Origin of the sequence: Shewanella sairae, from assembly GCF_023283535.1 — a bacterium.
Taxonomy (GTDB): Bacteria; Pseudomonadota; Gammaproteobacteria; order Enterobacterales; family Shewanellaceae; genus Shewanella; species Shewanella sairae.
This window is the reverse complement of record NZ_JAKILT010000016.1, coordinates 29,938-55,726: the sequence shown is the minus strand read 5'-3', so window position 1 is coordinate 55,726 and position 25,789 is coordinate 29,938. Positions and strand designations below refer to the sequence as shown.

Genomic DNA, 25,789 nt, shown 5'->3' with positions numbered 1-25,789 from the left:
ACCTTCGGGTCGTTTTTTTATACGCCGATTATGCTAGTCTCGAATAATAGAATTGTTATCAACGAGGCATGCAATGAGCCACTTATTTGCCCATTTAGCTAGAATGAAATTAATTCAACGCTGGCCGTTAATGTACAACGTTAGGACTGAGAATGTACAAGAACACTCGCTACAAGTCTCTATGGTTGCCCATGCGCTAGCAATTATTAGCAACAAAAAATTTGATGGTAACTACGACCCATACCAAGCAGCTACTATCGCTATCTATCATGATGCCAGCGAAATTATTACCGGCGATCTACCCACCCCAGTTAAATACTTCAATAAAGAGATAGAGGCGGAATATAAAAAAATTGAAGCCATTGCCGAGCAACGCCTCCTCGAGATGGTGCCAGAAGAATTTAGAGAAGATTATCAGGCACTGCTAACCAGCGAGTACGCAGATGTTGAGTACAAGGCTTTGGTAAAATCAGCAGACACCCTTTGCGCCTACCTTAAATGTTTAGAAGAGAAGCGTGCTGGTAATACTGAATTTAACACTGCACAGAAACGCTTGGAACAGAGACTAAAGGACGATCCAAACCCTGCGGTAAACTATTTTATCGAATGCTTTATTCCCAGCTTTACCCTTGATTTAGACGATATTAATAAGCTGCTTTAAGCCATTAAAGGAATGTATATGACAGACGCAGTTTGGAATGAAAGACGCTTAGGCGAGGACAAACAAAGGCGTAACGATCATCGTAGCCCCTACCAACGTGATAGAGCCCGAATATTGCATTCGGCTGCTTTTAGACGACTGCAGGCTAAAACCCAAGTGCTCGGTGTCGGCATGAATGACTTTTATCGAACCCGCCTCACTCATTCACTAGAAGTGTCACAAATCGGTACTGGTATATGCGCTCAAATTAAACAAAAACAGCCTGAGTACAATCCGCTTCTTGATTCAATGAGCCTTATCGAATCTCTGTGTCTTGCCCACGATATCGGTCATCCACCTTTTGGTCACGGTGGCGAAATAGCGCTTAACTATATGATGCGCGATAAAGGCGGTTTTGAAGGTAATGGCCAAACATTTCGTATATTAACTCGGTTAGAACCCTACACTGAGTTTTATGGTATGAACTTATGCCGTAGAACATTGCTTGGGATCCTAAAGTATCCCGCGTCCTTCAGTGCACTTTGCAGCCGCCAAGAACAGCCGACAGTAGCCAATTTTAGGCAATTAAAGCCAGGTGATTGGCTTCCTGTAAAAGGCCTTTTTGATGATGACATTGAAATTTTAGATTGGGTGCTTGCGCCTTTATCTGAAAATGATCGAGCACTGTTTTTATCCAGCCATGACGTAGAAGGTGTTAAACACAAACGCACCCGTTATAAGTCATTAGATTGTTCAATCATGGAATTGGCAGATGACATTGCCTACGCGGTACACGATCTTGAAGATGCCATAGTAATGGGCATTGTTAATGAGGGGCAGTGGCGTACTGATGTCACCCAAATTTTACTAGAAACCCAAGACGACTGGTTAAAGAACGAGTTCACCACCATCAGCGAAAGATTGTTTTCCAGCAAACATCATCTGCGCAAAGATGCAATAGGCACACTAGTAAATGGTTTTGTTACGGCGATATCGATTCAAGAAAACCCTTTGTTTGAAGAGCCACTATTAAGATATAACGCGGCCCTAGAACCCGCTTTTGCTGAAGCGCTCAATGTGCTCAAGCAATTCGTCTATAAGTATGTGATCCGCAAACCTGAAATACAAATGGTCGAGTATAAAGGCCAACAAATAGTAATGGAGCTGTTTGAAGCTTTTATCTCAGATCCTGAGCGCTTATTACCACTCAATACTCGGGAACGTTGGCTCGCCAGTGAGCAAGGAGGCGAAAACAGCTATCGCGTTATTGCCGACTATATATCCGGTATGACTGATGAATTTGCCGCTAGATTGCATCAACACCTTTTTAGTGCCAAATCAGCCTCTATGATGGAGCTTAATTGCGAGTTCTAATGGGCTCATTTTAATACAACTAAAAAAGGCACTCGTTTGAGTGCCTTTTTACTGTGCTTTAAAGCAGCAATCCAATCAGTACAAGTTAGTTATCCTGGGAAGAAGCCTTTTACACCGGCTGCAATCACTTCGATACCGATAGACAGCATCAATAGACCCATTAAACGGGTGATCACGTTAATGCCTGTGTTACCTAAGATCTTAAAGATAATTGGCGCCATTCTAAATAAAGTAAAGCTAAGCAGTCCAAACAAGATCACTGTAATCGACATGCCGATTAAGTTTTCAAAGCTATTATGCTCAGCAGCTGAAACGATAACCGAACTAATTGCACCGGGACCTGCCATTAACGGCAAGGCTAATGGCACAACCGCGACAGATTCCATACCCGAGGCTTCTCGGTATTCTTCTTTGTTGCGTTTTACTTCACCTAACTTACCTTGCAACATCGACATCGCAATAATCGCGATAAGTGTACCGCCTGCAATTCTAAAAGCCGACAGCGAGATACTAAACATGTTCAAGATATGTTGGCCAGCAAAGATCGTTACCAACAAAATCACTACCACAGCAAAGTTTGCAACTTTACCCGTATGGTTACGCTCAACTTCGGTTTGGTGACTGGTTAAGCTCACAAAAACTGGTAACAATCCAAATGGATTAATTATCGCAACTAAGCCGAGAAAAAATTTAACGTAGAGTGTTAAATCCAACGTCTTACCCTCAACGCGCCCAAGGCGTTATTTGTTCATTAAAAATGTGGCGCTACTCTAACTCATGACCCTTAAAACAAAAAATGAGATTTTCTATCCTAAATCACAACTTTGAATAATAGTTTTGCTGCACTCGCTTTACATTGACGTTAAACCGCAACATCCTTAAGTTATAATCGTTATAAAATTACAGTTCTCGTTGAAAATGTGGTCTTAGTCACTGCAGAATGACCTTGATAAGTGTAATTTTTATTCATAAAGTGAAGTCTAGAGCACCGGAGAATATTTAGCCAAGCGCGGTTTGGCTAAATTTTTTCAGGATTGCGATTATGACAATATCAAATGAGCAAGAACTCAACCTGCTGATAGAGAGAGTAAAGGCTGCCCAGCAAATATTTGCCAATTACTCTCAACAACAAGTCGACACCATTTTTCGCGCTGCAGCACTCGCCGCTGCGGACGCACGCATAGCATTAGCAAAAGTCGCTGCCAATGAAACCCGCATGGGCGTCATAGAAGATAAAGTGATTAAGAATCACTTTGCCTCTGAGTATATTTACAATAAATATAAAGATGAAAAGACCTGCGGTATTCTTGCTGAAGACCCTACTTTTGGTACGATTACCATCGCCGAACCCGTTGGCATCATCTGCGGTATTGTTCCGACGACCAATCCAACATCAACAGCAATATTTAAAGCTCTGATTAGCCTTAAAACCCGTAACGGCATTATATTCTCGCCCCACCCAAGGGCAAAAGAGTCAACCACTATGGCTGCACGTATTGTGCTTGAAGCTGCAGTTGCTGCTGGCGCGCCCAAAGATATTATTGGTTGGATTGATGAACCTTCAGTCGCGCTTTCAAATCAGTTAATGACCCACAAGGACATTAACCTGATCTTGGCAACGGGTGGCCCAGGTATGGTTAAAGCCGCCTACTCTTCAGGTAAACCTGCCATTGGTGTTGGCGCCGGTAATACACCGATTGTCATAGATGAAACCGCCGATATTAAACGCGCAGTAAGCTCAATATTGATGTCAAAAACCTTCGATAACGGAGTGGTTTGTGCCTCTGAACAAGCCGTTGTCGTGGTTGATGAGATCTACGATATTGTAAAACAGCGCTTCGCCAGCCATGGCGGTTACGTTTTAAATCCAACTGAAACCAAAGCGATGCAGTCTGTGATTATAAAAGATGGCGGACTAAATGCAGACATCGTCGGACAAAGTGCAGCTAAAATAGCTGAAATGGCAGGAATAACCGTCCATCGCTCGACCAAAGTTTTGATAGGCGAAGTGACTGATATCGATAACGCAGAAGCGTTTGCCCATGAAAAACTGTCCCCACTACTTGCAATGTATCGCGCCAGTGATTTTGAAGATGCGGTCGATAAAGCTGAAGCACTGGTGACCTTAGGCGGCATTGGCCATACCTCAGGTTTGTACACCGACCAAGATACCCAAACATACAGAGTTAAAGCATTTGGCTTTAGAATGAAAACCGCCAGGATCTTAATTAATACGCCTGCATCTCAGGGCGGTATTGGCGATTTGTATAACTTTAAGTTAGCGCCGTCGCTCACTTTAGGCTGTGGTTCATGGGGCGGTAACTCAATTTCTGAAAATGTCGGCCCAAGTCATCTTATCAACAAGAAGACCGTCGCTAAGCGAGCTGAAAATATGTTGTGGCATAAACTTCCCTCTTCTATTTATTTCCGCCGTGGCAGCTTACCTATCGCACTAGAGGAGTTAAGCGATAAAAAACGGGCGCTCATCGTTACCGACAAGTACTTGTTCAATAATGGTTACTGCGATGAAACCATTAAAATCCTCAAGTCCCAAGGGTTAGAGACTGAAGTCTTTTATGAAGTCGAAGCTGACCCAACCATGCATATTGTTAAGCAAGGCGCTAAAGTAGCACACAGCTTTCAACCGGATGTGATTATAGCGCTCGGGGGTGGCTCACCTATGGATGCGGCAAAAATCATCTGGGTCATGTATGAACATCCCGATGTTGATTTTGCCGATTTAGCCCTGCGCTTTATGGATATCACTAAGCGGATTTACAAATTTCCTAAACTCGGTAAAAAAGCCAAAATGGTGGCTATCCCAACGACCTCTGGTACAGGCTCGGAAGTGACGCCATTTGCCGTAGTCACAGATGAACAAACGGGTATGAAGTACCCTATCGCCGATTATGAGCTAACGCCAAACATGGCCATTGTCGACCCAAATCTGGTGATGGACATGCCAAAGTCACTGACCGCTTTTGGCGGCATTGATGCAGTCACTCATGCATTAGAAGCCTATGTGAGCGTAATGGCTAACGAATATAGTGATGGACAGGCGCTGCAAGCGCTAGACTTGTTATTTACCCACTTGCCCGATGCCTATGAGCATGGTGCCAATGCTCCAGTCGCGAGAGAAAAGGTTCATAACGGCGCAACCATTGCGGGTATCGCATTTGCTAATGCCTTTTTAGGTATTTGCCATTCAATGGCACACAAGCTAGGGGCTGAGTTTCACCTCGCTCATGGTTTAGCGAATGCTCTACTGATCAGCAATGTGATCCGCTTTAACGCGACAGACATGCCGACCAAGCAGGCCGCATTTAGTCAATATGATAGACCGAAAGCACTTTGCCGCTACGCAAAGATTGCTGAATATTTAAAACTGGAAGACGCGATAGGCGAAGGCATTACTGATGAAGAAAAAGTCGAAGCGCTCATTAAAAAAATTGATGAGCTCAAGGAGACGATTGGCATTCCATGCTCAATCCAAGCAGCGGGGGTCAACGAGGCCGATTTTATTGCCAAACTCGACGAGTTAGCTGAAGATGCTTTCGATGACCAATGCACCGGGGCGAACCCTAGATACCCGCTCATTGCCGAGCTTAAGCAAGTCTTGTTAGCAAGCTACTATGGCAATGATTACCGCGATGAGTAGTACTCAGTACTGCTAATTGAATTGCCTCTTAAACGGATAAAACCTAGCCAATATTGGCTAGGTTTTATCTTTATACTGATGAGTACTATCAGTTTTTTTACCGCTCAGTTTTTGCGCGTTGTGTTTAGCGACACGTTTTGAACGTAACTTTCCGGCTAAATACTCGCTCAATCACCATACATAAAACAGCCCCGGTTATGTAAGCGATTAAGTCTAGCCAATCAAAGGTCGCGCCCATAATGGTACCTATTACAGAGCCAGGTTCTATCCCAAGTAACTTAGGTACTTTAATGTATTGGGCAAACTCAACACTAAAAGCTATTGATAACGTCATCAAGATTATCGTCCAAGGTCTAAGGATTAAAAAGCTCGCCAGTAAATAATATAACCACACCACGACCAGCACATCTCCGAGTATCGGTCTAATAAACGTATCTCGAACAAAGACTGCAATAAACACCAGCACGAATAACAGACTTAAGCTTATTAATGCCTTTACAGGGTTGAAGCCAAAGTAACACTCGCTTACCGCGAGCGGTTTATCATTTATGCTGCTAACCAGCATCTTATTGACTGTCATTATCAAGCTTCGCCGGAAGGTCTTTGTTTATAACTGAGTGCTCTGCGTTTTTTGCATACCAATCAACATGTCGAGTCAGTAGCATCAACAAACTCAAAATCGCAAAGCACAATAGACTTCCCATCAACAAGGCATAGCTTTCAGCTTGTAGCAATCCAAACAACAAACCATAAAGCCCGATTAAGCAGAGCCCAAACAGCTTGCCCTGTTTTGTGTTTGCTAACATGCCACCGACATAAATACTCAGCAAAACCGTTGAGGCAATGGCAGACAAAATATAAGCCCAATTAAAGCCAAGGTGTTCACTTAAAGAGATCAGTAATAGATAAAACAAGGCTAACGCTAAACCTACAAAACCGTACTGTACTGGGTGCATTAGCCGTGCTTGAAACAACTCAAGCAAAAAGAAGCTGGCAAAAACTAAAGTAATGACCAATAGTGAATAATTAACAGCGCGATGGGATTTAAGGTAATGATCAACCGGCTCTATTAAATCAACGCCCATCAGCCTACGGTCTAGATCGGCGCAAGCGCCAGAATTTGTCATGCATTGCTCAAACAGCTGGCTAATATTGGAAGAAAAGTTGTTACTAGCCCATTGGGCGTTAAAGCCTTTATCAGAAATATCAGATGAAATCGGTAGAAAATCCCCTGTAAAACTCGGATGCGGCCAAACAGAGCTCATTTCAACATTAGAAACTTTACCGATTGGGCTAACTTGTATCGACTCCATGCCTTGCAATAAAAAATTAAAATCAAAAGTTAGTGGCTGCAGCTTAGTATCAGCTAAACGTCTGTTAAACGGTCTGTCACTCAGGGTTAACAGTTGGCTTAAATCAAGCTTAGTGTGAAAACCTTGGGCAAATTGATTGAGTCCGGTGCCTGGCTGGATTTCAATACTTTTGCCGTCCAATGTCATATTATTGAGCTTAATTAGGCCCCGACTATCACTAACCCCCACCACCATCGACACACTGTTTATCTTATCTGCGGCAATCTGTGTTAAAGGGCTTAAGTCAAACGTACCCGATAGCCGACTATCTGCTTTATAAAGCCGCGCTTGATAGATCCCCCGATATTTAGCATAGCTTTCCAGATCAGCATTGAAATCAAAGGTTTCTGGTAAAATGTATTGATGGTGCTCTGTAAAATACTGTTTGCCTTCATGATTAACCATTTCAGTATAATTCACGCTAATGAAAGGCCCAATAATCCTTTGTTCACCTGTGCTACTGCGGGCTATTTCGTTTCGTACTTCTTCTAATCGATATGAGCGCTCTGAGATCAAGTTACTCACCATAGATAAAGGGATCTGCAGTAATACAAAAAGCAAAAGTACAAAACCAAATTTAGCTACGGTCTGATTATTAAGTATATTTTTCAAAAGTAATTCTCCAACTGTTGATGACTGTATTTTAAAATCAACAATTGGAGATTAAATGGAGTGAATGTGGAGATTAGATGGAGTTTGCAGTTAAAGGCAATATAACGGTGACTTTTACGCCTTGCTGAACATTTTCTATATTGAGTGTGCCATGATGCAGTTTGACCACCTGTTCGACAAAATTAAGCCCTAAACCGGTACTTTTAACCCCACTTTTACGCGGCAATGAATAGAAACGTTCAATAATGCGTGCCATAGCGTAATCAGGAATATGCGGGCCGGTATTATATATAGCCAGCTCAAAACCATCTTTCACAGGTAATAGTGACCACTCAATAGTTCCGTTTGGTTCGACAAAATCTATCGCGTTATCCATCAAGTTAAACAGTGCTTGTTTAAATAGGAAGCTGTCGCCAAGTACAGAGGAATCACTGATTTTTTCCTGAGATAAGGTGCAATCAAATAGGCATGTCACTGATTTATTGACAAAACGCACTTCTGAAGCGAGGTTAATCTGGTTAACCATATCGATAAGATTAATCGGCGCCAAAGTATCTAATTGTGGCCGTTTCTCTAAGCGGGCTAACTCTAAAAGTTTATCGATTAAAGACTGCATGCGGTCAGCTTCTCGCTCAATATTAGCCGAGAAACGGTGCACTTTATCGGTTGATAATGGTGTTTGCAGAATTTCGCTAGCACCTTTTATCGCGGATAGTGGGCTTTTCAGTTCATGGGTGAGCGTTTCGACATATTGCTCCACATACTTTTTACCATCTATTTGCTCGCGCATCTTTTCTAATGCATGACTTAAATTGGCATATTCGTAAAAAACGCGGAATGTCGGTTTAACCACTTTTTGACCGCGGCCCATTTTATCAGCGTAGTTTTCCAGTTTATGCAGCGCTGAATGGATCCGCCATGAAAACAAGGCACCCGCAATCAGTACTAAGCCACTCATCAATACCATCCAATACAACACATTGCGCTTTGAGAGATCAATATAGGGCTGAACTGAGCGATTGGCTTTTGCCACTGTGACGCTGCCGATAATCATATTGTTATGGTAGATGGGTGCTGCTACATGCATCACAGTGGATAAGGGATCGTTTGGATCCTCGGTGGTACTGCGTGCACCGTATTGGCCTCGCAAGGTAAGGTACACATCATTCCATTGTGAATAGTCTTCGCCCACATCTTGTTGCCAAGAGTCGGCAATCACTATGCCGTTTTTATCGGTAATATAAATCCGGTGGTTGAGCGCTTTTTTACCCAGCTCCCATCTACGCGCTTGTGGCTCTCGCTGCCCGTAAGCCGCAAGTAACTTAGAGAACCGGCTTTCAGAAATTCGGTCATTGGCAACCTCTTCTTCTGCCAGAACGGCTAACAGGTTAGCCATATCGATAAGCGTCTCTTCCGTCGTTTGCCGAACCGTAGGCTTAAGCTCTTGTATAACAGTGGTGCTCACCATGTAAGCAGTGATCCCGACCAAGATAAAGTACAAAGAGAAGAGTCTTAGCCCTAATGGGATTTTTGGCCAACGAGTCATTAAAGTGAACTCTCAGAATAAAAGTAGCCAAATCCGCGTTTAGTCTTGATCAAATCGTCCAAACCATAAGATCTCAGTTTATTGCGAATGGCTTTGATATGGGAATCGACGTTACGTTCATAGGAAGCAGAAGGTGCGATATCTGCAGCAAGCAGCAACTGCTCGCGGCTTAATACATTTGCATTGCTGTTAATAAGCTTATCAAGGATTTTGAATTCAACTGCAGTTAAACCGATCATCTGACCATTAACGCAGTAGTCGTAATTGGCTGATTGCAAAAGACTGGCGGTGATATCTATGCTGCTACAGTTTTCAACTTCAATCGGGGTAGAAACGGTCTTTTTAATGCGTAATTTAATGCGGGCAAGCATTTCACGTGGGCTAAATGGCTTAGTCACATAGTCATCAGCGCCAATCTCTAATCCAACTACCCGGTCTATTTCATCATTTCTTGCGGTTAAAAAGATAATCGCTACGTCAGAAAATTCTCGTATGGTTTTACAAAGCTCAAAACCGTTCACATCAGGCAGGCCAACATCAAGCACGACCAGTTCAACATTGTTGCCAGCAACATAGGCTAAACCTTGTTCACCTGTTGCAAACCAACGAACATTAAAACCATCCATTTCCAGTACATGAATGAGATTGTCTGCAATGGCTGGCTCGTCTTCAATAATGACTACCGTCGCTTTAGCGCTCAACTGATTAACCTTTTATCGTTATGATGGACAATAAGCTTAACGTAGAGCGAGCGTAAAAATCGACATAATAATCATATTCTTGGTGCTAATTAGGTCAAAATCAAAGCTTATATTAACTTGCCACTATAAATCTTAATGCACATGGCATAAACAAAGCTAGGCAGTGCTCAATCGTTAAAGGTATATTTGCAGCTGCAAGAGGCGAAACCAAACAACGAATTCATTAATATAGTCATAAAAAACCGCTATGAAAACGAATTCATAGCGGTTTATTGTTGTTAACTAAATCAAGGGTAGCTACGCCTAAAATAAAAGCCGAGTGTCACTTATGTAGCGTGAGCATTTTCCTTAGCCTGCTTACGATATGCATGCAGCAAAGGCTCGGTATAACCAGATGGCTGCGCGGTACCTTTAAAGATGAGATCGCAAGCCGCTTTAAAGGCGATACCCTCAAAACTCGGTGCCATATTGATATATTCACTATCAGCTTGATTTTGCTTATCAACCACCAATGCCATCTTTTTCAGCGACGCCATCACTTCTTCCTCAGTACAAACACCGTGATGCAGCCAGTTAGCAAGATATTGCGATGAAATACGCAAAGTAGCCCTATCTTCCATCAAACCCACGTTATTAATATCCGGTACTTTTGAGCAACCTACGCCTTGGTCAATCCAGCGCACCACGTAACCTAAAATACCTTGGGCATTATTATCCAGTTCAAATTGCTTTTGCTCGCGAGTCAGTTCGCTAGAGTCTTGCATCAAAGGCAGGGTTAATAAGTCATCTAAACTTGCACGTTGTCTATTTGCTAACTGCCCCTGAACTTCAGCTACATTCACTTGATGATAGTGGGTTGAATGCAGAACCGCGCCGTTGGGTGATGGCACCCAAGCCGTATTAGCGCCCGCTTTCGGGTGACCAATTTTTTGCTCTAGCATAGCCGCCATTTCATCTGGCATCGGCCACATGCCCTTACCTATTTGGGCACGACCTTGTAAGCCACACTCAAGTCCGATATCAACATTCCAGTCTTCATAAGCTTTAATCCAAGCTTGTTGCTTCATCACAGACTTGGCAACGAAAGGACCCGCTAGCATCGAGGTGTGAATTTCATCACCGGTTCTATCTAAAAATCCGGTATTAATAAACACCACCCGTTCACGCGCGGCGCGAATACACTCTTTCAGGTTCACTGTGGTGCGGCGCTCTTCATCCATAATACCGACTTTGATGGTATTGCGTGCCAGTTTGAGCGCGTCTTCTATTCGGGTAAACAGCTCACAGGTAAATGCCACTTCTTCAGGACCGTGCATTTTCGGCTTAACAATATTTATCGACCCTTTGCGGCTATTACTGCGCTGGTTATTATTGCCCTTTAGATCATGGATAGCCGCAAATACCGTCACCATGCCATCCAAAAATCCCTCAGGCACTTCATCGCCATTTTTATCCAGTACAGCATCGTTAGTCATCAAGTGACCTACGTTACGCACAAACAGTAGACTACGTCCGGGCAAAACAATACTGTTACCGTCTGCGCCGCAATACACTCTGTCGTCGTTAAGCTCACGCGTTATCTTTTTGCCGTTCTTATTTAGGCTTGCGCTGAGGTTACCCTGCATCAAACCTAACCAATTACGATAGATCTCAACTTTATCTTCAGCATCAACCGCTGCGACTGAATCCTCACAATCCATAATGGTGGTGACAGCAGCTTCTACTAATAAGTCTTTAACGCCAGCAGAGTCAGTTTGTCCAATGACACTTGAGCGATCAATTTGTATTTCTATATGCAATCCATTATTGACTAGAAGTACTGCACTTGGGCTTGCTGGTGCACCATTAAAGCCGATAAATCGCTGTGGATGCAGTAATCCTGTTTGAGTACCATCGGTAAATTTAGCTTGTAGCTTTTGATCTTCAATAAAGTATTGGCCAACGTCTGCATGAGAACCGACAGCTAAAGGCGCTGCGGTATCTAAGTGCTTTTTAGCGAAAGTAATCACTTTGGCGCCACGGATTGGATTGTAAGCTTTGCTGATCTCTGCGCCGTCAGCAACAGAAATAGCATCTGTGCCATAAAGCGCGTCATATAAACTTCCCCAACGCGCATTGGCAGCATTAAGTGCAAAACGGGCATTTTTAACCGGTACCACTAACTGAGGGCCCGCTTGAGAGGTAATTTCCAGTTCAATATTTTCAGTCGTAATGGCAAAGGGCTCGCCCTCTTTAACCAAGTAACCAATGTCGCTTAAAAAGGCTTTATAGTCTGCCAATACAAATGGTTTGCCTGCGTTACCTTGATGCCATTCATCTATTTGCTGTTGGATCTGTTCACGCTTTTGCAGTAAGGCCCTATTGACGGGACCTAATTGATTAACGATCTCTTCAAACTTGCGCCAAAAGATTTGTGAACTAATCCCTGTACCAGGGCAAATTTCACTATCCACTAATTCCCAAAGTGATTTAGCAATTTGTAATCCACCGACTCGGATCCTTGCAGTCATAATATGCCCTTGTTTATCTAATTAGAGACGTAAGTAATGGCGAACCATTGCCTTAATCCAACTACGTTATCGTTAACTAGCCTATACCACGCCAATATTATTTATGAAATTTATACTATTTATATCCAGCATTCACCATAGTTATTAAAAATGCATTTTTTGCGTAAATAAACAACCATGTTGTAAATTTGTTACTTCAATAAGGATTCACGACCAAAGCTGTCAGCAGTTTGAGTGATCAATTGACGCATCCACTTATGCGCTGGGTTATGCTGTAGTAGTGGGCTCCAGGCCATGGTAAGTGCAATAGGCTGAATGATAAACGGCGGCGGAACAATACAAACTCGCTCGTTATTCTCGTGCTGTTTTGCCATTTTACTTGGTATGGTTGCGATCAAATCTTGTTGTTCAGCCAACAAACAGGCAGCTTGATAATGGCGAGTAAACACGGTGATCCGCCGCTGTACACCTATTTTTGTTAAGGCCTCATCAACCCAACCTAACCTTTGCACATCGCCAGGGTCCATTCCCACTCCCACACCCATGCCAGTTTTACTCACCCAAACATGGTTAGCTTTTAAATAGCTGTCTAATGAAAACTTATCTAGAACTGGATTTGTTTTACTAATCAAGCAACTAAAGTCATCACTCCATAACACTTTTTGATGAAACGACTGTGGAATACTATCGAAGCGGTTGATCACCATATCCACTCGACCTTGCTCTACATCGGGGAAGCTCACATCACTTGGGGTCATAATATCGAGGATCACATTAGGCGCTTCAGTACGCAACCTTGCGATAAGTGGTGGGATTAACGTAGCTTCTGCGTAGTCGCTAGCCATGACTCTAAACACTTGCTCGCTTTCTGCGGCGTTAAACTCAGCTCGAGGTTGCACCGCTTTTTCAAGCCCAATGATTAGCTCACTAATTGTAGGCTGTAGCTCCTGTGCTCGCTCTGTAGGCGTCATGCCTTGGCTGGTTCTTATTAGCAGCGGATCATCAAATAAAGTGCGTAACCTTTTTAAGCCATTACTCATTGCTGGTTGGCTAATTCCCAGTTGATCTGCCGCCTTTGTAACATTTTTTTCACGTAGCAACACATCAAGATAAACCAACAAATTCAAATCGATACGAGATATATTCATAAAATAAATACCGGACATAGAAACTATAAATTAGACTTATTTAAACAAATCTTACTAATATTTTCAACGTAATCAATCGCCGCTAATCATATTGTTAAAGGAATAGACACATGACAAATTACAGAACAAACATCGATGAAGCTGCTACCTTGATTAATGGTGAAGGTAGTGCATGGAATGCAATCAACCCAGAGTCTGTAGCCCGTATGCGTCTACAAAACCGTTTTAAAACGGGTTTAGATATTGCTAAATACACTGCAAAAATTATGCGTGAAGATATGGACAACTACGACAAAGACTCGTCGCAGTACACCCAATCTTTAGGTTGCTGGCATGGATTTATTGGTCAGCAAAAAATGATCTCTATTAAAAAGCATTTGCTTACCACTAAGCGCCGTTACCTTTACCTTTCGGGTTGGATGGTTGCAGCACTGCGCAGTGAGTTTGGTCCCCTTCCAGACCAATCAATGCATGAAAAGACTTCTGTAGCCTCGCTCATCAAAGAGCTGTATACCTTCTTGCGCCAAGCTGATGCCCGTGAACTCGGTGGTCTATTTCGCCAGCTAGATGCTGCAGCAGAATCTGAAAAAGCGGCAATCCAAGCAAAAATCGATAACTTCGAAACCCATGTTGTACCAATTATTGCCGATATCGATGCCGGATTTGGTAACGAAGAAGCGACTTACCTGATGGCTAAGCAGATGATCGAAGCCGGCGCATGCTGTATTCAGCTTGAAAACCAAGTGTCTGACGTTAAGCAATGTGGTCACCAGGACGGTAAAGTTACCGTACCCCACGTTGAGTTCTTAGCAAAAATCAACGCCGTTCGTTATGCATTCCTAGAACTAGGCATTGATGATGGTGTAATTGTGGCGCGTACTGACTCATTAGGTGCAGGCTTGACGCAAAAGATTGCCGTAACCAACGAAGCGGGCGACTTAGGCGACCAATACAACTCATTCTTACAAGTCGAAGCGGTAGATGCAGCCAATCTTGCTAACGGTGATGTGGTATTTAAGCAAAATGGTCAACTTGTTAAGCCATCACGTTTACCAAACGGCTTATTCCAGTTCCGTGCTGGCACAGGTGAAGAACGTTGTGTGCTTGATTGTATTACATCACTACAAAACGGTGCTGACTTACTTTGGATTGAAACAGAAAAGCCACACGTTGCGCAGATTGGCGCAATGGTAAATAAGATCCGTGAAACCATTCCGAACGCAAAGCTGGTTTACAACAACTCGCCATCGTTTAACTGGACGTTAAACTTCCGTCAGCAAGTTTTCGATTTAATGAATGAAGCAGGTCAAGACGTATCCGCTTATGACCGTGACAAGCTAATGAGCGTGGATTACGACAATACCGAGCTAGCTGTACAAGCAGATGAAAAAATCCGTACCTTCCAAGCTGATGCTGCACGTGAAGCTGGTATTTTCCATCACTTGATTACACTACCGACTTACCATACTGCTGCGCTATCAACTGATAACTTAGCCAAAGAGTACTTCGGCGACCAAGGTATGCTTGGCTATGTAGCCAATGTTCAGCGTAAAGAGATCCGCCAAGGTATCGCCTGTGTTAAGCACCAAAACATGGCAGGTTCAGATATGGGTGATGATCACAAAGAGTACTTCTCTGGTGACCAGGCACTAAAAGCATCTGGTAAAGACAATACCATGAACCAATTTTAGCTAAGTCGTCATTAAGTCATTGAGTTTTTGAAGTGGACTTAAGTATTTAATGAGCTAATTATAAAAGGCCTGCTATTGAGCAGGTCTTTTTATTTTGGTCAATTATCCGGATAGTTTGCGCCGCCAAATCAGTTACACATCTAAACATTCATTCAATCAAGTGTTTGATTACAAGGCAAATTTCATAAGCCTGGATACAATCAATGCATTTTAGTGCAAATTTTTTCACAAAAGATTTACCGTTAATCGCTCAAGGTTAATATTCAACCATTAAGTATTCACAACCCCATTTAACTCATACCTAATCGGTCATAGTCTAATTTAACGCCTTCGCAAAAATCTATTAGCGACCTTCTATTAGCTGCTTTCTAATGACTAATGACAACAAACTAATAATTGCTATCTAAGCACTAGACTCTAGCCACTAGAATCCAAGCGCTACAAATTAGTGACCGAGTTAACACTTTAACAGCCTTGTATCAAAATGTATCAGGTCAACCTTGCGAATGATAAATTGAACCGTTAGTCTGCGCCGCGTCTGTAAACAGCAAGAGTTAACTATGCCTTTTACCTGTAATTCGATATTCACTAGTCTTTTTATTCGCCTTTTCACGCGTTTTACAACGCCCACTGTATCAACTGCAATACCAGCCCTCTCGCACAATAATCGCTCAGACAAAGACATGAGCTATTTTGCAAAAAACAAAGGTTTTACCTTAATTGAATTAGTCGTTGTCATCGTCATTCTTGGCATTATTGCCGTGTTAGCAGCGCCAAAATTTGTTGGCTTAAGCCGAGACGCTAAAATTGCGCAACTGCAAAGTTTAGCGGGTGAGATCAGTAGCCAAAACCAGCTGGTTTATAGTAAAAGCGCCTTAGATAATATTGAGCAGCTTGAAGGTTGTAGTTATCAATGTGGTGGGCATCCTAAGCTGGTGAATTCTTTGTCGATGTATCAGGTACGCGTTTATATGTTAGCCTTGGGTATCCACTGCCGCCCTTATCGAGCACTGCGGGCCCCAATTACCGACAAGCGTTTGGTTTAGCTGAATCTGACTCTGCTTTTACAACAGTAACGCCGCACCAATCTGCTACCGCGATTGTACCAAATCAATGGAGCGACAAACTGAGTGATATTCGAAGTGGCAGCTTTCAATGCCATGTTGAATACAGTTCTCCCACAAGTGTGCGTAGTTATGGTGTAAAAGCTTACACAAAAGACTGCTAAAGCCAGTTTATTGAACCACTAATAACCAAGATGCCTAAATGATGTAAACATTTAGGCATTGTCTCAATCTCACTTTACAAGCCTAAACTTGGCGCTATAAAAGTGTCGTTATCAGCTAGTCGCAAAAACAATCTTTGCGACTTACTATAAAGCATTACTTATCGATGCCAATGATTGTTGGCAGAGGTTGCTGTCAGCCACCATGACACTTTTCCACCGTTCACCTTCACTAAATATATTAAGTGAACAACGCGCCCTGTCACGGCTAACTTTAGCGCGATAATCGTCAACCAAAATATGTTTCCCTTTAGGAAAGACATATTGCAGTGTTAAAACGCCGCTATCGCCTATTTCTAGCGCATAGAACCGATTTAATTGTTCTGTGTATCCAACATACAGCAGTAATAAAGGTAAAAATCCGCATTTTAACAACACTATTTTTGGCTTTAGCTTTTTCATCTTGCGGTATGCGTCAATTCTAATAACGATATAGGTAAGCACTACCGCTAATACAGAAAACCACATAAAAATACTAAACTTAGACCATGCAATAGACGGATCTTGTAAAACGATTTCCATATCAAAACCTAAAACTCTACCAACAAATTGACTCTAAACGCCCCAGTACTCGGTATCTTTTAGCTAGACTTAGCCGTCGAATACTAAGATTTAAACATATTAAGCGGCTAACTAAATACAAGGCTAAGAAGGAGCCTTAAATGAATAGTCACGTTCAACTTTTGCAATACGCAAAGCAAAGGATGAATACCATTTTTTCTTGCCTAACTTTTGTGCTTCTAGGTGCTCAGCATTCTGTTTCCAAACCTTAATAGCTTCAAGGCTTTGCCAATATGAAACTGTGAGCCCGACTTGTTCCCTAGCAGACTCCATACCAAGAAAGCCTTGTTGCTGCTCCGCCAGCTCAACCATTCGTTGAGCCATTGTTACGTAACCATCATTTTCAACGGTCATTTCAGAAGTAAAAACGACACAATAATAGGGTGGCTTGGGTGTTGTTGCTATCAGACTCATTAAACTTATCCTTGTTAAAAGTACATAAACTGTGTGATCAAATAAGCGTTATGTGGAAGTAGTAATACCAACCAGCATAAAAAAGCCAGAACGTTAGCTCTGGCTTTCTTCTAGTTTAAGACTTGCAATTCGATCTGTTAGTTACTTCTCAGTCCAGCGATCCATCCAACCAAGTACATTAGCGTACCATTGCTCTAGGTTATCAGGGTTGAGGATCCAGTGATTTTCATCTGGGTAAATTAATAACTCAGATGGAATGCCGTTACGCTGCATGTAAGTAAACGCAGCTAAGCCTTGACCATAAGGCACACGGAAGTCTTTTTCACCGTGGATAACAAGCATTGGCGTCTGCCAGTTTTCAACATAGTTGACTGGGTTAAACTTCTCATACAGCTCTTTGTTTTTATCGTATGTGCCACCAAACTCAAACTCTGGGAACCAAAGTTCTTCAGTTACATAGTACATAGAGCGCATATCAAACAGACCCGCATGGTTAACCAGGCACTTAAAGCCGTCGTTCCAGTTACCTTGGATCCAGTTCATCATGTAACCACCATAAGAACCGCCCAATGCACAGGCATTATCGCCGTCTAACCATTTTTGCTGCTTAGTCACAGCTGCTAGGCCTTTTTGCAGATCTTCAAGCGGTTTACCGCCCCAATCTTGAGTGATTGAATCGGTAAATGCTTGTCCATAGCCTGTAGAGCCGTGGAAGTCGATCATCACTACACCGTAACCGGCACCCGCCCATAACTGTGGATTCCAACGACTGCTGAACGAGTTACCAAACGAGCCTTGTGGTCCACCGTGCACTAAGAAGGCAATTGGATATTTCTCGCCCGCTTTGTAATTAGCAGGTTTGATCCAGTAACCGTAAACTTCTTCGTTATTCCAGCCTTTAAAGCTAAATTGCTGGTACTCACCAAACTTAACTTTAGCAAGCTTGTCTTTGTTGATGTCAGTAATGCGATTGACGTCCTGACCGTCAAGGTTCATGGTGTAAAGATCGCCCGGCTCAACCAATGACTTATGGCTAAAGATAATCTTGTCGTTATTTACCCCAACAATGCTGTTGCTACCTTCGTTATAGATAGTCTTTACATCGCCAAATTGGGTATTAACTTCAAAGATAGACACTTGGCCAACATCTTGCGCGGTAACATATAAGGTCTTATTGTCTTTACCAAATGCTAACGAGCTTGGGCTACGATCCCATAACGGCGCCACTTCTTTCTCTTGGCCCGTTACAGTGTCGCGCAGCATAATGCGGTAACGGTCAGCTTCAAAACCCGGCTTAGTCATCGCAAAGTACGCTAGGTAGCGGCCGTCAGCAGAATACGTAGGATGTGCATCCCACGCTTTATTTGCTTCAGTTAAGTTCTCAGCCTTGCCACCAGCCACACTCACTTTCCATAAATCGTAATTGGTGATCCAAGCTTGGTCTTTACCTGGCGCTTTAGCGGTATAAACCACATGCTTACCATCTGGTGTAAAGGTTACTTCTTCCATGCCCGAGAATGGCTTAGGCGGCGTTTCAGTATCAAGACCTGCGGTTACATCAACTGCATCAGACACTTTAGTGCCATTTAATTGGGCGACAAACAGGTGGCTTCTTGAATGGTCGCTCCATGTATCCCAATGACGCACCATCAACTGTTTATATTCGCGGCCCGTAGTGTCACGCTCAGCGTCTTCGGTAAACTTGTCTTTAGAACAAGCAAGATCTTTACACTCTGGGAACACACGCATGTTCACAACGGCTTGTTTACCATCTTGTGATAATTTAAAGCCTTCAACATCCAGTGGAAAATCGGTAACTTGAATCGCTTCACCGCCATCAAGTGCCAGCTTGTAGATCTGACTTGAACCATCGCGCGCAGCTAAAAAATAGATGCTTTTGTCATGTGGACCAAAGGTCACGCTATGCTCTGTACCGGCTGCACTGGTGATCTGTTTTGCTTGAGCTGTAGAGCTTAAATCTTGCAGATAAAGGTCGGTAGTCGCCTCTCCTTCTGCATCAATATTTTTCACGGCATAAACAATTTTTGTGCCGTCATTAGACAGAGCTGCTGAATGCAGCTTATTCATTTTAACTAAATCTTGAACGGTAAAAGGCTTTGGAGATGCGGCTTGTGCGCTAAAAACCATGCCTGCAGACGCAAGCGCCATTATGATTGCAGTTTTTTTCATCGTAATTATCTTATTGTTATCGTTAATGGTGGTTATCGTTTTCAGTTCAATTTGTAACACACTGATTTATTTGTCAGTTGACCAGCACATTAGCCAAAATAGAGGGCTTAGGCAATATGCCTAAGCCTTTCTAGCAAAACCGACTGCAACAAATTATTTCAGTCGACTTAACGATTGGGCTAAATAGCAAGCCAATCTATTAACTTACCCTTGTAACTTAACCTTCCAAATTGCTGGACCGGTTTCATGGGCGTTAACCCCGTCAGAATCAACCGCAACAGTGACAGGCATATCTTTTACATCAAACTCGTAAATTGCTTCCATACCTAAGTCTTCAAACGCCACAACACGGGCTTTCTTAATAGCCTTAGAAACGAGGTAAGCAGCGCCGCCTACAGCCATTAAATAACACGACTTATGTTGTTTAATTGATTCAACCGTTGCAGGCCCACGCTCTGCTTTACCAATCATGCCCATAAGACCTGTTTTCTCTAGCATCAGCTCAGTAAACTTATCCATACGTGTTGCGGTTGTAGGACCTGCAGGGCCAACAACTTCATCACCAACTGGATCAACTGGACCCACGTAATAGATAAACTTACCTTTAAAGTCGACACCATCAGGCAGACCTTCACCGCTTTCTATCAGGCTTTGAATGCGTTTATGGGCCGCGTCACGACCGGTTAGCATTTTACCGTTCAGCAACAAGGTGTCGCCGCTCTTCCACTGTTGCATTTCTGCTTGAGTCACTGTGTTTAAATCAACACGGCGAACACTCTCACCCACTTCCCAAGTGATTTCTGGCCAATCCTCAAGTGAAGGCGGGCTAAGATCCGCAGGACCTGTACCGTCTAAATGGAAATGAACATGACGTGTAGCCGCACAATTAGGGATCATCACAACAGGCTTAGACGCAGCATGTGTTGGTGCAGATTTGATTTTGATATCAAGTACAGTCGTAACGCCGCCAAGACCTTGCGCGCCAATACCTAATTTATTTGAACGTTCAAAAATCTCTAAACGTAGTTTTTCATCTGTGGTCTCTGCCCCGCGAGCTTGCAGCTCATGGATGTCAACCGGATCCATTAATGACTCTTTTGCCATTACCGCCGCTTTTTCCGCTGTACCGCCAATACCTATACCTAACATACCCGGTGGACACCAACCCGCGCCCATTGTTGGTAGTGTCTTCTCTACCCAAGCAGCAATGTCATCAGATGGGTTTAACATCACCATCTTAGATTTGTTTTCAGAACCGCCACCTTTAGCAGCAATAGCCACATCAACATGGTTTCCAGGGACCATCTCAACATGCACAACTGATGGCGTATTGTCTTTGGTATTCTTACGGCCACCAGCAGGATCGGCAACAATTGATGCACGAAGTGGGTTATCAGGATTGGTATAAGCGCGACGTACGCCCTCATCAACCATTTCCTGTACGGTCATATCGGTTTTATCCCACTGCACGCCCATACCGATTTTAACGAAACAGGTTACAATACCCGTGTCTTGGCATAACGGACGTTTACCTTCTGCAGACATACGTGAGTTGATAAGAATTTGCGCAATTGCATCTTTAGCGGCAGCACTTTGCTCACGTTCGTAAGCTTCACTCATCGCATCAACAAAGTCTTTTGGGTGATAATAAGAGATATATTGTAGGGCATCAGCAACGCTTTCAATAAGATCGGCTTGCTTGATTACAGGGACTTCTTTGCTCACAGATACTTCCTTTTTAGCAGACACTTATAAACTGGCTGAAATCACACACGCAATGGTTAGTGACTCTATTGCTTAGTGTTAATGACTTCAGTCGCCATTAAAGCTCACATGTTTTGTTTTTATTACTTGTGTAAGCAGTATGATACTCTTTCGCGAGTTTGAGTTAAACATCACATTTTAGATAGGGTTAATAGATGAACAAAATGACGCAAAAAGCAGTTTTTCATAAGCGTCTTGATTGGAATTTAAGCACGACTGAAATTTTTAGTGCTTTTGCTGATTCTCAGTGGGCTATTTTGCTTGATTCCGCCAATGCAGATCACTGTGATGCCAGATACGATGTGATCTGCGCCGAACCTATCGCCACCCTAGTGACACAAAATCAAAGTACAATCGTCAGTTGCGCCGCCAATAGGCAGCCACTTATCTCGTTTGATGGAACTGAGCACGCGCCGCAAATAGAAGCGCAGCAATATTGCAGTGTTGATAACGATCCTTTCGCGCTATTAAATGACATGCTGGCAGAGTATTACCCGCAATCTAAAGTCAGTCCGTTTATCTTCAGTGGCGGCGCTATGGGAAGTTTTAGTTATGATCTTGGTCGCGGTATTGAGTCGCTGCCAACGATTGCGGCTAATGATATTACCCTGCCTGAAATGAATGTCGGTCTCTACGACTGGGCGCTTATCTTTGACTATCAACAGCGTTGTTGGCATTTGGTGCATTACCTGTCAGATACTCACTTACTGAACCTTGAAACACGTTTAAACGCTTTATTGCTAAATAAAACCGCGCAACAGCAGCCAAATGATTCACAGACTAACGCCGATTTTAAACTAACGAGTCAGTGGCACAATCAGCTAACAAAACAGCAATATCAGCAGCGTTTTGAGCGAGTAAAAGAGTATCTGCTGAGTGGGGATTGTTACCAAATTAACTTAACTCAGCGTTTTAGCGCGCAGTATCAAGGTAGCGAGTGGCAAGCTTATCAGGCGCTGCGCGAAACTAACGGTGCGCCGTTCTCCGCTTTTATGCGTTTAGCCCAGCATGCAATTTTGTCTATCTCACCAGAGCGCTTTATTCAGCATCAACAAGGTCAAATACAAACTAAACCGATTAAAGGCACCATGCCACGGGATAAAGACAGCGAACGTGATCTGCAACTGGCGGAGATCCTTAAAGTCTCGACCAAAGATCGCGCTGAAAATTTGATGATTGTAGACCTGCTGCGTAACGATATCGGTAAAGTGGCAGCTGCTGGTAGCGTGCGCGTTCCTCACTTATTTGAAATTGAAAGCTTCCCAGCGGTGCATCACTTAGTCAGCACAGTAACCGCAACACTAAAATCTGGTCTCACGCCAAGCGACTTATTAAAAGCCTGCTTCCCCGGGGGCTCGATTACTGGTGCGCCTAAAATCCGCGCCATGTCGATAATAGAGGAGCTTGAACCCTCTAGAAGAAGTCTCTATTGTGGTTCTATCGGTTATATCAGCCAAGACGGTAATATGGATACCAGTATTACCATCCGCACCTTAGTGGCCGAGCGCAATACTAGCAGCAATGATAATAGTGCAAGCGGCACCCTACATTGTTGGGCAGGCGGCGGCATCGTGGCAGACTCTAAGGTAGACGCAGAGTATCAAGAGACGTTTGATAAGCTAAGTCGTATTCTGCCAATCTTGTCTGAGTTGAACCAAAGCTAACTCTGATTTAGTAAACTTGGAGAAAATAGGCATTGGTACTTAAACCGTTATTAAGCAGTAATAACTCAATAAGCACAAAAAGGATATTCAATGGATTTGGCAGAGTTTAGAAGTAAGTACCAGCTTAATACTTTGCCAGAACTTGAACAGCCTAATCTTATTCGTGATATTGAATATCCGCTTCGCCAAGCTGCAGTGCTCATTGCCATTCATGAAATCGACAATGAGCTACAGCTTATCCTAACTAAACGTCCCACACACCTTAGAGCCCACCCGGGACAAATTAGTTTTCCCGGCGGCAAGGTTGAACAAACCGATAATAGTTATCAAGCAACCGCGCTACGTGAGGCAGAGGAAGAGATTGGCTTATTGCAAAGTAATGTTGAAGTGATTGGTGCACTACCGCCCCATAAGACATTCACTGGTTTTGAGATCACGCCTTATGTCGCCATTGTCAAAAACGCTTTTACGCCTGTTATTGATCCAGGTGAAGTCGATGAGTACTTTACCGTGCCGCTATCATTCCTACTTAAGCAAGATAACCGGCACAGTCAAAAGTTTAGCCGTAAAGGCATTCGCTACCCAGTGCACTTCATTCCTTATCAGCAACATTTTATTTGGGGCGCGACAGCAGCAATGATTGATTTGCTGTGTCGGCAACTGAATAACAATAGTTATAACTAGGGCTATGACAATGGCTATCACACAGCCCGTTAACTCTATCCCCTCTACTCTCGCCTAGACCACAAACCGAATATACAAACCAGCAGCTAGCGAGCATGTAAACAATAATGGGATATTGACCCACCAGCCAAGTTTGCTATGGCGGGCAATATAGAAGTTAAATGCTAGGTTAATAAAGCTAAGCCCGGCACAGATCCAAATAATATGTTCTAGTAAAACGGTTTTACTAGGATCCCATTCAAGCCTAATTTCAGCACCATGACTTTGGTAATAACCAATTGCGGTGTCTGGACGCGCTTGGTCAAATAGCATTAGTGCATAAATAGCCAAAGACCAGCCGATTATCGATAGTGCCGACAGTATAAATTGGAACAATTTTGCTCTATTCATGCAAGCCATCCGTAGTTTTTGTCATGATTGTCGTCAGAATAACAATTTAGGCACCAAGATACCCTACTTTCCACTTGAGAAAAGTGTTTATACAGGTAATATAAACCTCCAAATTATTTAAAAAAACGTTTCGTTGGAGAACTAAGCAACAATGAGCATTACATCTGTCGCTTCTGTGTTTAAAGGTGACTTTGCGATTGGTTCGCAAATCACAGTGCGTGGCTGGGTTAGATCCCGTCGCGATTCTAAAGCTGGGATCTCATTCCTAGCTGTTTATGATGGTTCATGTTTCGATCCTATTCAGGGTGTTGTGCCAAATAATCTAGAAAATTACACCAACGAAGTGTTAAAGCTTACTGCTGGTTGCTCTGTTGTAATGACTGGTGAAGTTGTTGAATCTCCAGGCCAAGGCCAAGCATTCGAGATGCAAGTGACTAAGGTTGAGGTTGCTGGCTTGGTTGAAGATCCAGACACCTACCCAATGGCAGCTAAGCGTCACTCTATTGAACATTTACGTGAGCTTGCTCACCTACGTCCACGCACTAACATTATTGGTGCTGTTGCACGTGTTCGTAACTGTTTATCTCAGGCGATTCACCGCTTTTATAACGAACAAGGTTATATCTGGGTTTCTACACCACTTATCACAGCATCTGATACAGAAGGCGCTGGTGAGATGTTCCGTGTATCGACTTTAGATCTTGAGAACCTACCGCGCACTGACAAAGGCACTGTTGATTACGGTGAAGATTTCTTCGGTAAAGAGTCTTTCCTAACGGTATCGGGTCAGTTGAACGCAGAAACTTACGCGTGTGCACTGTCAAAAGTTTATACTTTTGGTCCTACATTCCGCGCAGAGAACTCAAACACTAGCCGTCACTTAGCAGAGTTTTGGATGGTTGAGCCTGAAGTGGCCTTTGCTAATCTAGATGACGCAGCAAAACTTGCTGAAGATATGCTTAAGTACTGTTTTAAAGCCGTACTAGAAGAGCGTCGTGACGATCTTGAGTTCTTTGCACAACGTGTAGAGAAAACCGCTATTTCTCGTCTAGAAAACTTCGTAACCAGTGATTTCGCGCAAATCGATTACACTGATGCTATCGAAATTCTTAAAGCTTGTGATAAAGACTTTGAGTACGATGTTGAATGGGGTATCGACTTACATTCAGAGCATGAGCGCTACCTTGCAGAAGAGCACTTCAAGGCACCAGTTGTTGTTAAGAACTACCCGAAAGACATTAAAGCATTCTACATGCGCTTAAATGACGACGGTAAAACTGTAGCAGCAATGGACGTTCTAGCTCCAGGCATCGGTGAGATCATCGGTGGCGCACAGCGTGAAGAGCGTTTAGACGTACTTGACGCGCGCCTTGCTGAAATGGAACTGAGCCAAGAAGATTACTGGTGGTACCGTGACTTACGTCGTTATGGCACAGTGCCACACGCAGGTTTCGGTCTAGGTTTCGAGCGTTTGGTATCTTACGTAACAGGTGTTTCTAACATCCGTGACGTTATTCCATTCCCACGTTCGCCTAAGTCTGCAAACTTCTAATTATTTTTGGCTAACTAAGGTTAGCGACTAATGATTGTAAAAGCCTCTCATAT

At 43.2% G+C, this 25,789-nt stretch carries 20 protein-coding genes; 8 read left to right on the top strand and 12 right to left on the bottom strand.

The window, feature by feature from the left end; translation table 11 throughout:
- Window positions 1-73: 73 nt before the first annotated feature.
- Together yfbR and L2748_RS09040 are read left to right on the top strand one after the other, a co-directional pair.
- Window positions 74-661, top strand: coding sequence for a 5'-deoxynucleotidase (yfbR, locus tag L2748_RS09045; RefSeq protein WP_220781646.1), 588 nt, complete (start codon window positions 74-76; stop codon window positions 659-661).
- Window positions 662-679: 18 nt separating this feature from the next.
- Window positions 680-2,014, top strand: coding sequence for an anti-phage deoxyguanosine triphosphatase (locus L2748_RS09040; RefSeq protein WP_220781645.1), 1,335 nt, complete (start codon window positions 680-682; stop codon window positions 2,012-2,014).
- An 89-nt stretch (window positions 2,015-2,103) separates the two neighbouring features.
- Here L2748_RS09040 and L2748_RS09035 read toward each other — a convergent pair whose 3' ends face one another.
- On the bottom strand, window positions 2,104-2,727 hold the full coding sequence (locus L2748_RS09035; protein ID WP_220781644.1) for a YchE family NAAT transporter: 624 nt from the start codon (window positions 2,725-2,727) through the stop codon (window positions 2,104-2,106).
- 329 nt (window positions 2,728-3,056) lie between these two features.
- On the opposite strand from L2748_RS09035, the gene adhE reads away from it, so the two are divergent.
- The gene (gene adhE / locus L2748_RS09030; protein ID WP_220781643.1) at window positions 3,057-5,672 is read left to right on the top strand and encodes a bifunctional acetaldehyde-CoA/alcohol dehydrogenase; all 2,616 of its coding nucleotides are present in this window, start codon (window positions 3,057-3,059) and stop codon (window positions 5,670-5,672) included.
- Window positions 5,673-5,796: 124 nt separating this feature from the next.
- Here adhE and L2748_RS09025 read toward each other — a convergent pair whose 3' ends face one another.
- From L2748_RS09025 to L2748_RS09000, 6 genes are all read right to left on the bottom strand, one after another.
- On the bottom strand, window positions 5,797-6,252 hold the full coding sequence (locus L2748_RS09025) for a ribosomal maturation YjgA family protein (protein WP_220781642.1): 456 nt from the start codon (window positions 6,250-6,252) through the stop codon (window positions 5,797-5,799).
- The gene (creD, locus tag L2748_RS09020) at window positions 6,239-7,636 is read right to left on the bottom strand and encodes a cell envelope integrity protein CreD (protein ID WP_220781641.1); all 1,398 of its coding nucleotides are present in this window, start codon (window positions 7,634-7,636) and stop codon (window positions 6,239-6,241) included. The genes L2748_RS09025 and creD overlap by 14 nt, the downstream gene beginning before the upstream one ends.
- Before the next feature lie 73 nt (window positions 7,637-7,709).
- Window positions 7,710-9,182, bottom strand: a complete 1,473-nt coding sequence (gene creC, locus L2748_RS09015; RefSeq protein ID WP_220781640.1) for a two-component system sensor histidine kinase CreC — start codon at window positions 9,180-9,182, stop codon at window positions 7,710-7,712.
- Window positions 9,182-9,883 (bottom strand): response regulator, encoded by a 702-nt coding sequence (locus L2748_RS09010; RefSeq protein WP_246616178.1) that lies wholly within the window; start codon window positions 9,881-9,883, stop codon window positions 9,182-9,184. The genes creC and L2748_RS09010 overlap by 1 nt, the downstream gene beginning before the upstream one ends.
- A 326-nt stretch (window positions 9,884-10,209) precedes the next feature.
- Entirely contained in the window at window positions 10,210-12,393 is a 2,184-nt protein-coding gene (locus L2748_RS09005; protein ID WP_220781639.1) for a malate synthase G, read from the bottom strand.
- A gap of 191 nt (window positions 12,394-12,584) precedes the next feature.
- Entirely contained in the window at window positions 12,585-13,541 is a 957-nt protein-coding gene (locus L2748_RS09000; RefSeq protein ID WP_220781638.1) for a LysR family transcriptional regulator, read from the bottom strand.
- 110 nt (window positions 13,542-13,651) lie between these two features.
- Between L2748_RS09000 and L2748_RS08995 the strand changes: the two genes are divergently transcribed.
- Window positions 13,652-15,232, top strand: coding sequence for an isocitrate lyase (locus L2748_RS08995; protein WP_220781637.1), 1,581 nt, complete (start codon window positions 13,652-13,654; stop codon window positions 15,230-15,232).
- Between the two features lie 683 nt (window positions 15,233-15,915).
- Complete coding sequence (locus tag L2748_RS24435) at window positions 15,916-16,278, top strand: prepilin-type N-terminal cleavage/methylation domain-containing protein (RefSeq protein ID WP_220781636.1); 363 nt, start codon at window positions 15,916-15,918, stop codon at window positions 16,276-16,278.
- A gap of 326 nt (window positions 16,279-16,604) precedes the next feature.
- On the opposite strand, the gene L2748_RS08985 is transcribed toward L2748_RS24435, so the two are convergent.
- The 4 genes from L2748_RS08985 to L2748_RS08970 form a co-directional block, all read right to left on the bottom strand.
- On the bottom strand, window positions 16,605-17,039 hold the full coding sequence (locus L2748_RS08985; RefSeq protein WP_220781635.1) for a hypothetical protein: 435 nt from the start codon (window positions 17,037-17,039) through the stop codon (window positions 16,605-16,607).
- A gap of 123 nt (window positions 17,040-17,162) precedes the next feature.
- Window positions 17,163-17,492 carry an antibiotic biosynthesis monooxygenase family protein gene (locus tag L2748_RS08980; RefSeq protein WP_220781634.1) on the bottom strand — a complete coding sequence of 110 codons (330 nt, stop codon included), beginning with the start codon at window positions 17,490-17,492 and terminating at the stop codon, window positions 17,163-17,165.
- A 141-nt stretch (window positions 17,493-17,633) separates the two neighbouring features.
- Complete coding sequence (locus L2748_RS08975) at window positions 17,634-19,682, bottom strand: dipeptidyl-peptidase 5 (protein ID WP_220781633.1); 2,049 nt, start codon at window positions 19,680-19,682, stop codon at window positions 17,634-17,636.
- Between the two features lie 204 nt (window positions 19,683-19,886).
- The gene (locus tag L2748_RS08970) at window positions 19,887-21,407 is read right to left on the bottom strand and encodes a fumarate hydratase (protein ID WP_220781632.1); all 1,521 of its coding nucleotides are present in this window, start codon (window positions 21,405-21,407) and stop codon (window positions 19,887-19,889) included.
- Window positions 21,408-21,601: 194 nt separating this feature from the next.
- Between L2748_RS08970 and pabB the strand changes: the two genes are divergently transcribed.
- Entirely contained in the window at window positions 21,602-23,110 is a 1,509-nt protein-coding gene (gene pabB, locus L2748_RS08965; RefSeq protein WP_220781631.1) for an aminodeoxychorismate synthase component I, read from the top strand.
- 90 nt (window positions 23,111-23,200) lie between these two features.
- Entirely contained in the window at window positions 23,201-23,794 is a 594-nt protein-coding gene (locus L2748_RS08960) for a CoA pyrophosphatase (RefSeq protein WP_220781630.1), read from the top strand.
- 54 nt (window positions 23,795-23,848) lie between these two features.
- Here the strand turns inward: L2748_RS08960 and L2748_RS08955 are convergent, their stop codons facing one another.
- On the bottom strand, window positions 23,849-24,184 hold the full coding sequence (locus L2748_RS08955) for a hypothetical protein (protein ID WP_220781629.1): 336 nt from the start codon (window positions 24,182-24,184) through the stop codon (window positions 23,849-23,851).
- 151 nt (window positions 24,185-24,335) lie between these two features.
- On the opposite strand from L2748_RS08955, the gene asnS reads away from it, so the two are divergent.
- Window positions 24,336-25,736 (top strand): asparagine--tRNA ligase, encoded by a 1,401-nt coding sequence (gene asnS, locus L2748_RS08950; RefSeq protein WP_220781628.1) that lies wholly within the window; start codon window positions 24,336-24,338, stop codon window positions 25,734-25,736.
- Window positions 25,737-25,789: the final 53 nt, after the last annotated feature.

Bases quoted from the DNA above. Each gene is read 5' to 3' on its own strand.
- L2748_RS08985 (WP_220781635.1), bottom strand. From the start codon at position 17,039: ATGGAAATCGTTTTACAAGATCCGTCTATTGCATGGTCTAAGTTTAGT.
- L2748_RS09025 (WP_220781642.1), bottom strand. From the start codon at position 6,252: ATGACAGTCAATAAGATGCTGGTTAGCAGCATAAATGATAAACCGCTC.
- L2748_RS08975 (WP_220781633.1), bottom strand. From the start codon at position 19,682: ATGAAAAAAACTGCAATCATAATGGCGCTTGCGTCTGCAGGCATGGTT.
- adhE (WP_220781643.1), top strand. From the start codon at position 3,057: ATGACAATATCAAATGAGCAAGAACTCAACCTGCTGATAGAGAGAGTA.
- yfbR (WP_220781646.1), top strand. From the start codon at position 74: ATGAGCCACTTATTTGCCCATTTAGCTAGAATGAAATTAATTCAACGC.
- L2748_RS09005 (WP_220781639.1), bottom strand. From the start codon at position 12,393: ATGACTGCAAGGATCCGAGTCGGTGGATTACAAATTGCTAAATCACTT.
- pabB (WP_220781631.1), top strand. From the start codon at position 21,602: ATGAACAAAATGACGCAAAAAGCAGTTTTTCATAAGCGTCTTGATTGG.
- L2748_RS09040 (WP_220781645.1), top strand. From the start codon at position 680: ATGACAGACGCAGTTTGGAATGAAAGACGCTTAGGCGAGGACAAACAA.
- L2748_RS09000 (WP_220781638.1), bottom strand. From the start codon at position 13,541: ATGAATATATCTCGTATCGATTTGAATTTGTTGGTTTATCTTGATGTG.
- asnS (WP_220781628.1), top strand. From the start codon at position 24,336: ATGAGCATTACATCTGTCGCTTCTGTGTTTAAAGGTGACTTTGCGATT.
- L2748_RS08995 (WP_220781637.1), top strand. From the start codon at position 13,652: ATGACAAATTACAGAACAAACATCGATGAAGCTGCTACCTTGATTAAT.
- L2748_RS24435 (WP_220781636.1), top strand. From the start codon at position 15,916: ATGAGCTATTTTGCAAAAAACAAAGGTTTTACCTTAATTGAATTAGTC.
- L2748_RS08960 (WP_220781630.1), top strand. From the start codon at position 23,201: ATGGATTTGGCAGAGTTTAGAAGTAAGTACCAGCTTAATACTTTGCCA.
- creC (WP_220781640.1), bottom strand. From the start codon at position 9,182: ATGACTCGTTGGCCAAAAATCCCATTAGGGCTAAGACTCTTCTCTTTG.
- L2748_RS08980 (WP_220781634.1), bottom strand. From the start codon at position 17,492: ATGAGTCTGATAGCAACAACACCCAAGCCACCCTATTATTGTGTCGTT.
- L2748_RS08955 (WP_220781629.1), bottom strand. From the start codon at position 24,184: ATGAATAGAGCAAAATTGTTCCAATTTATACTGTCGGCACTATCGATA.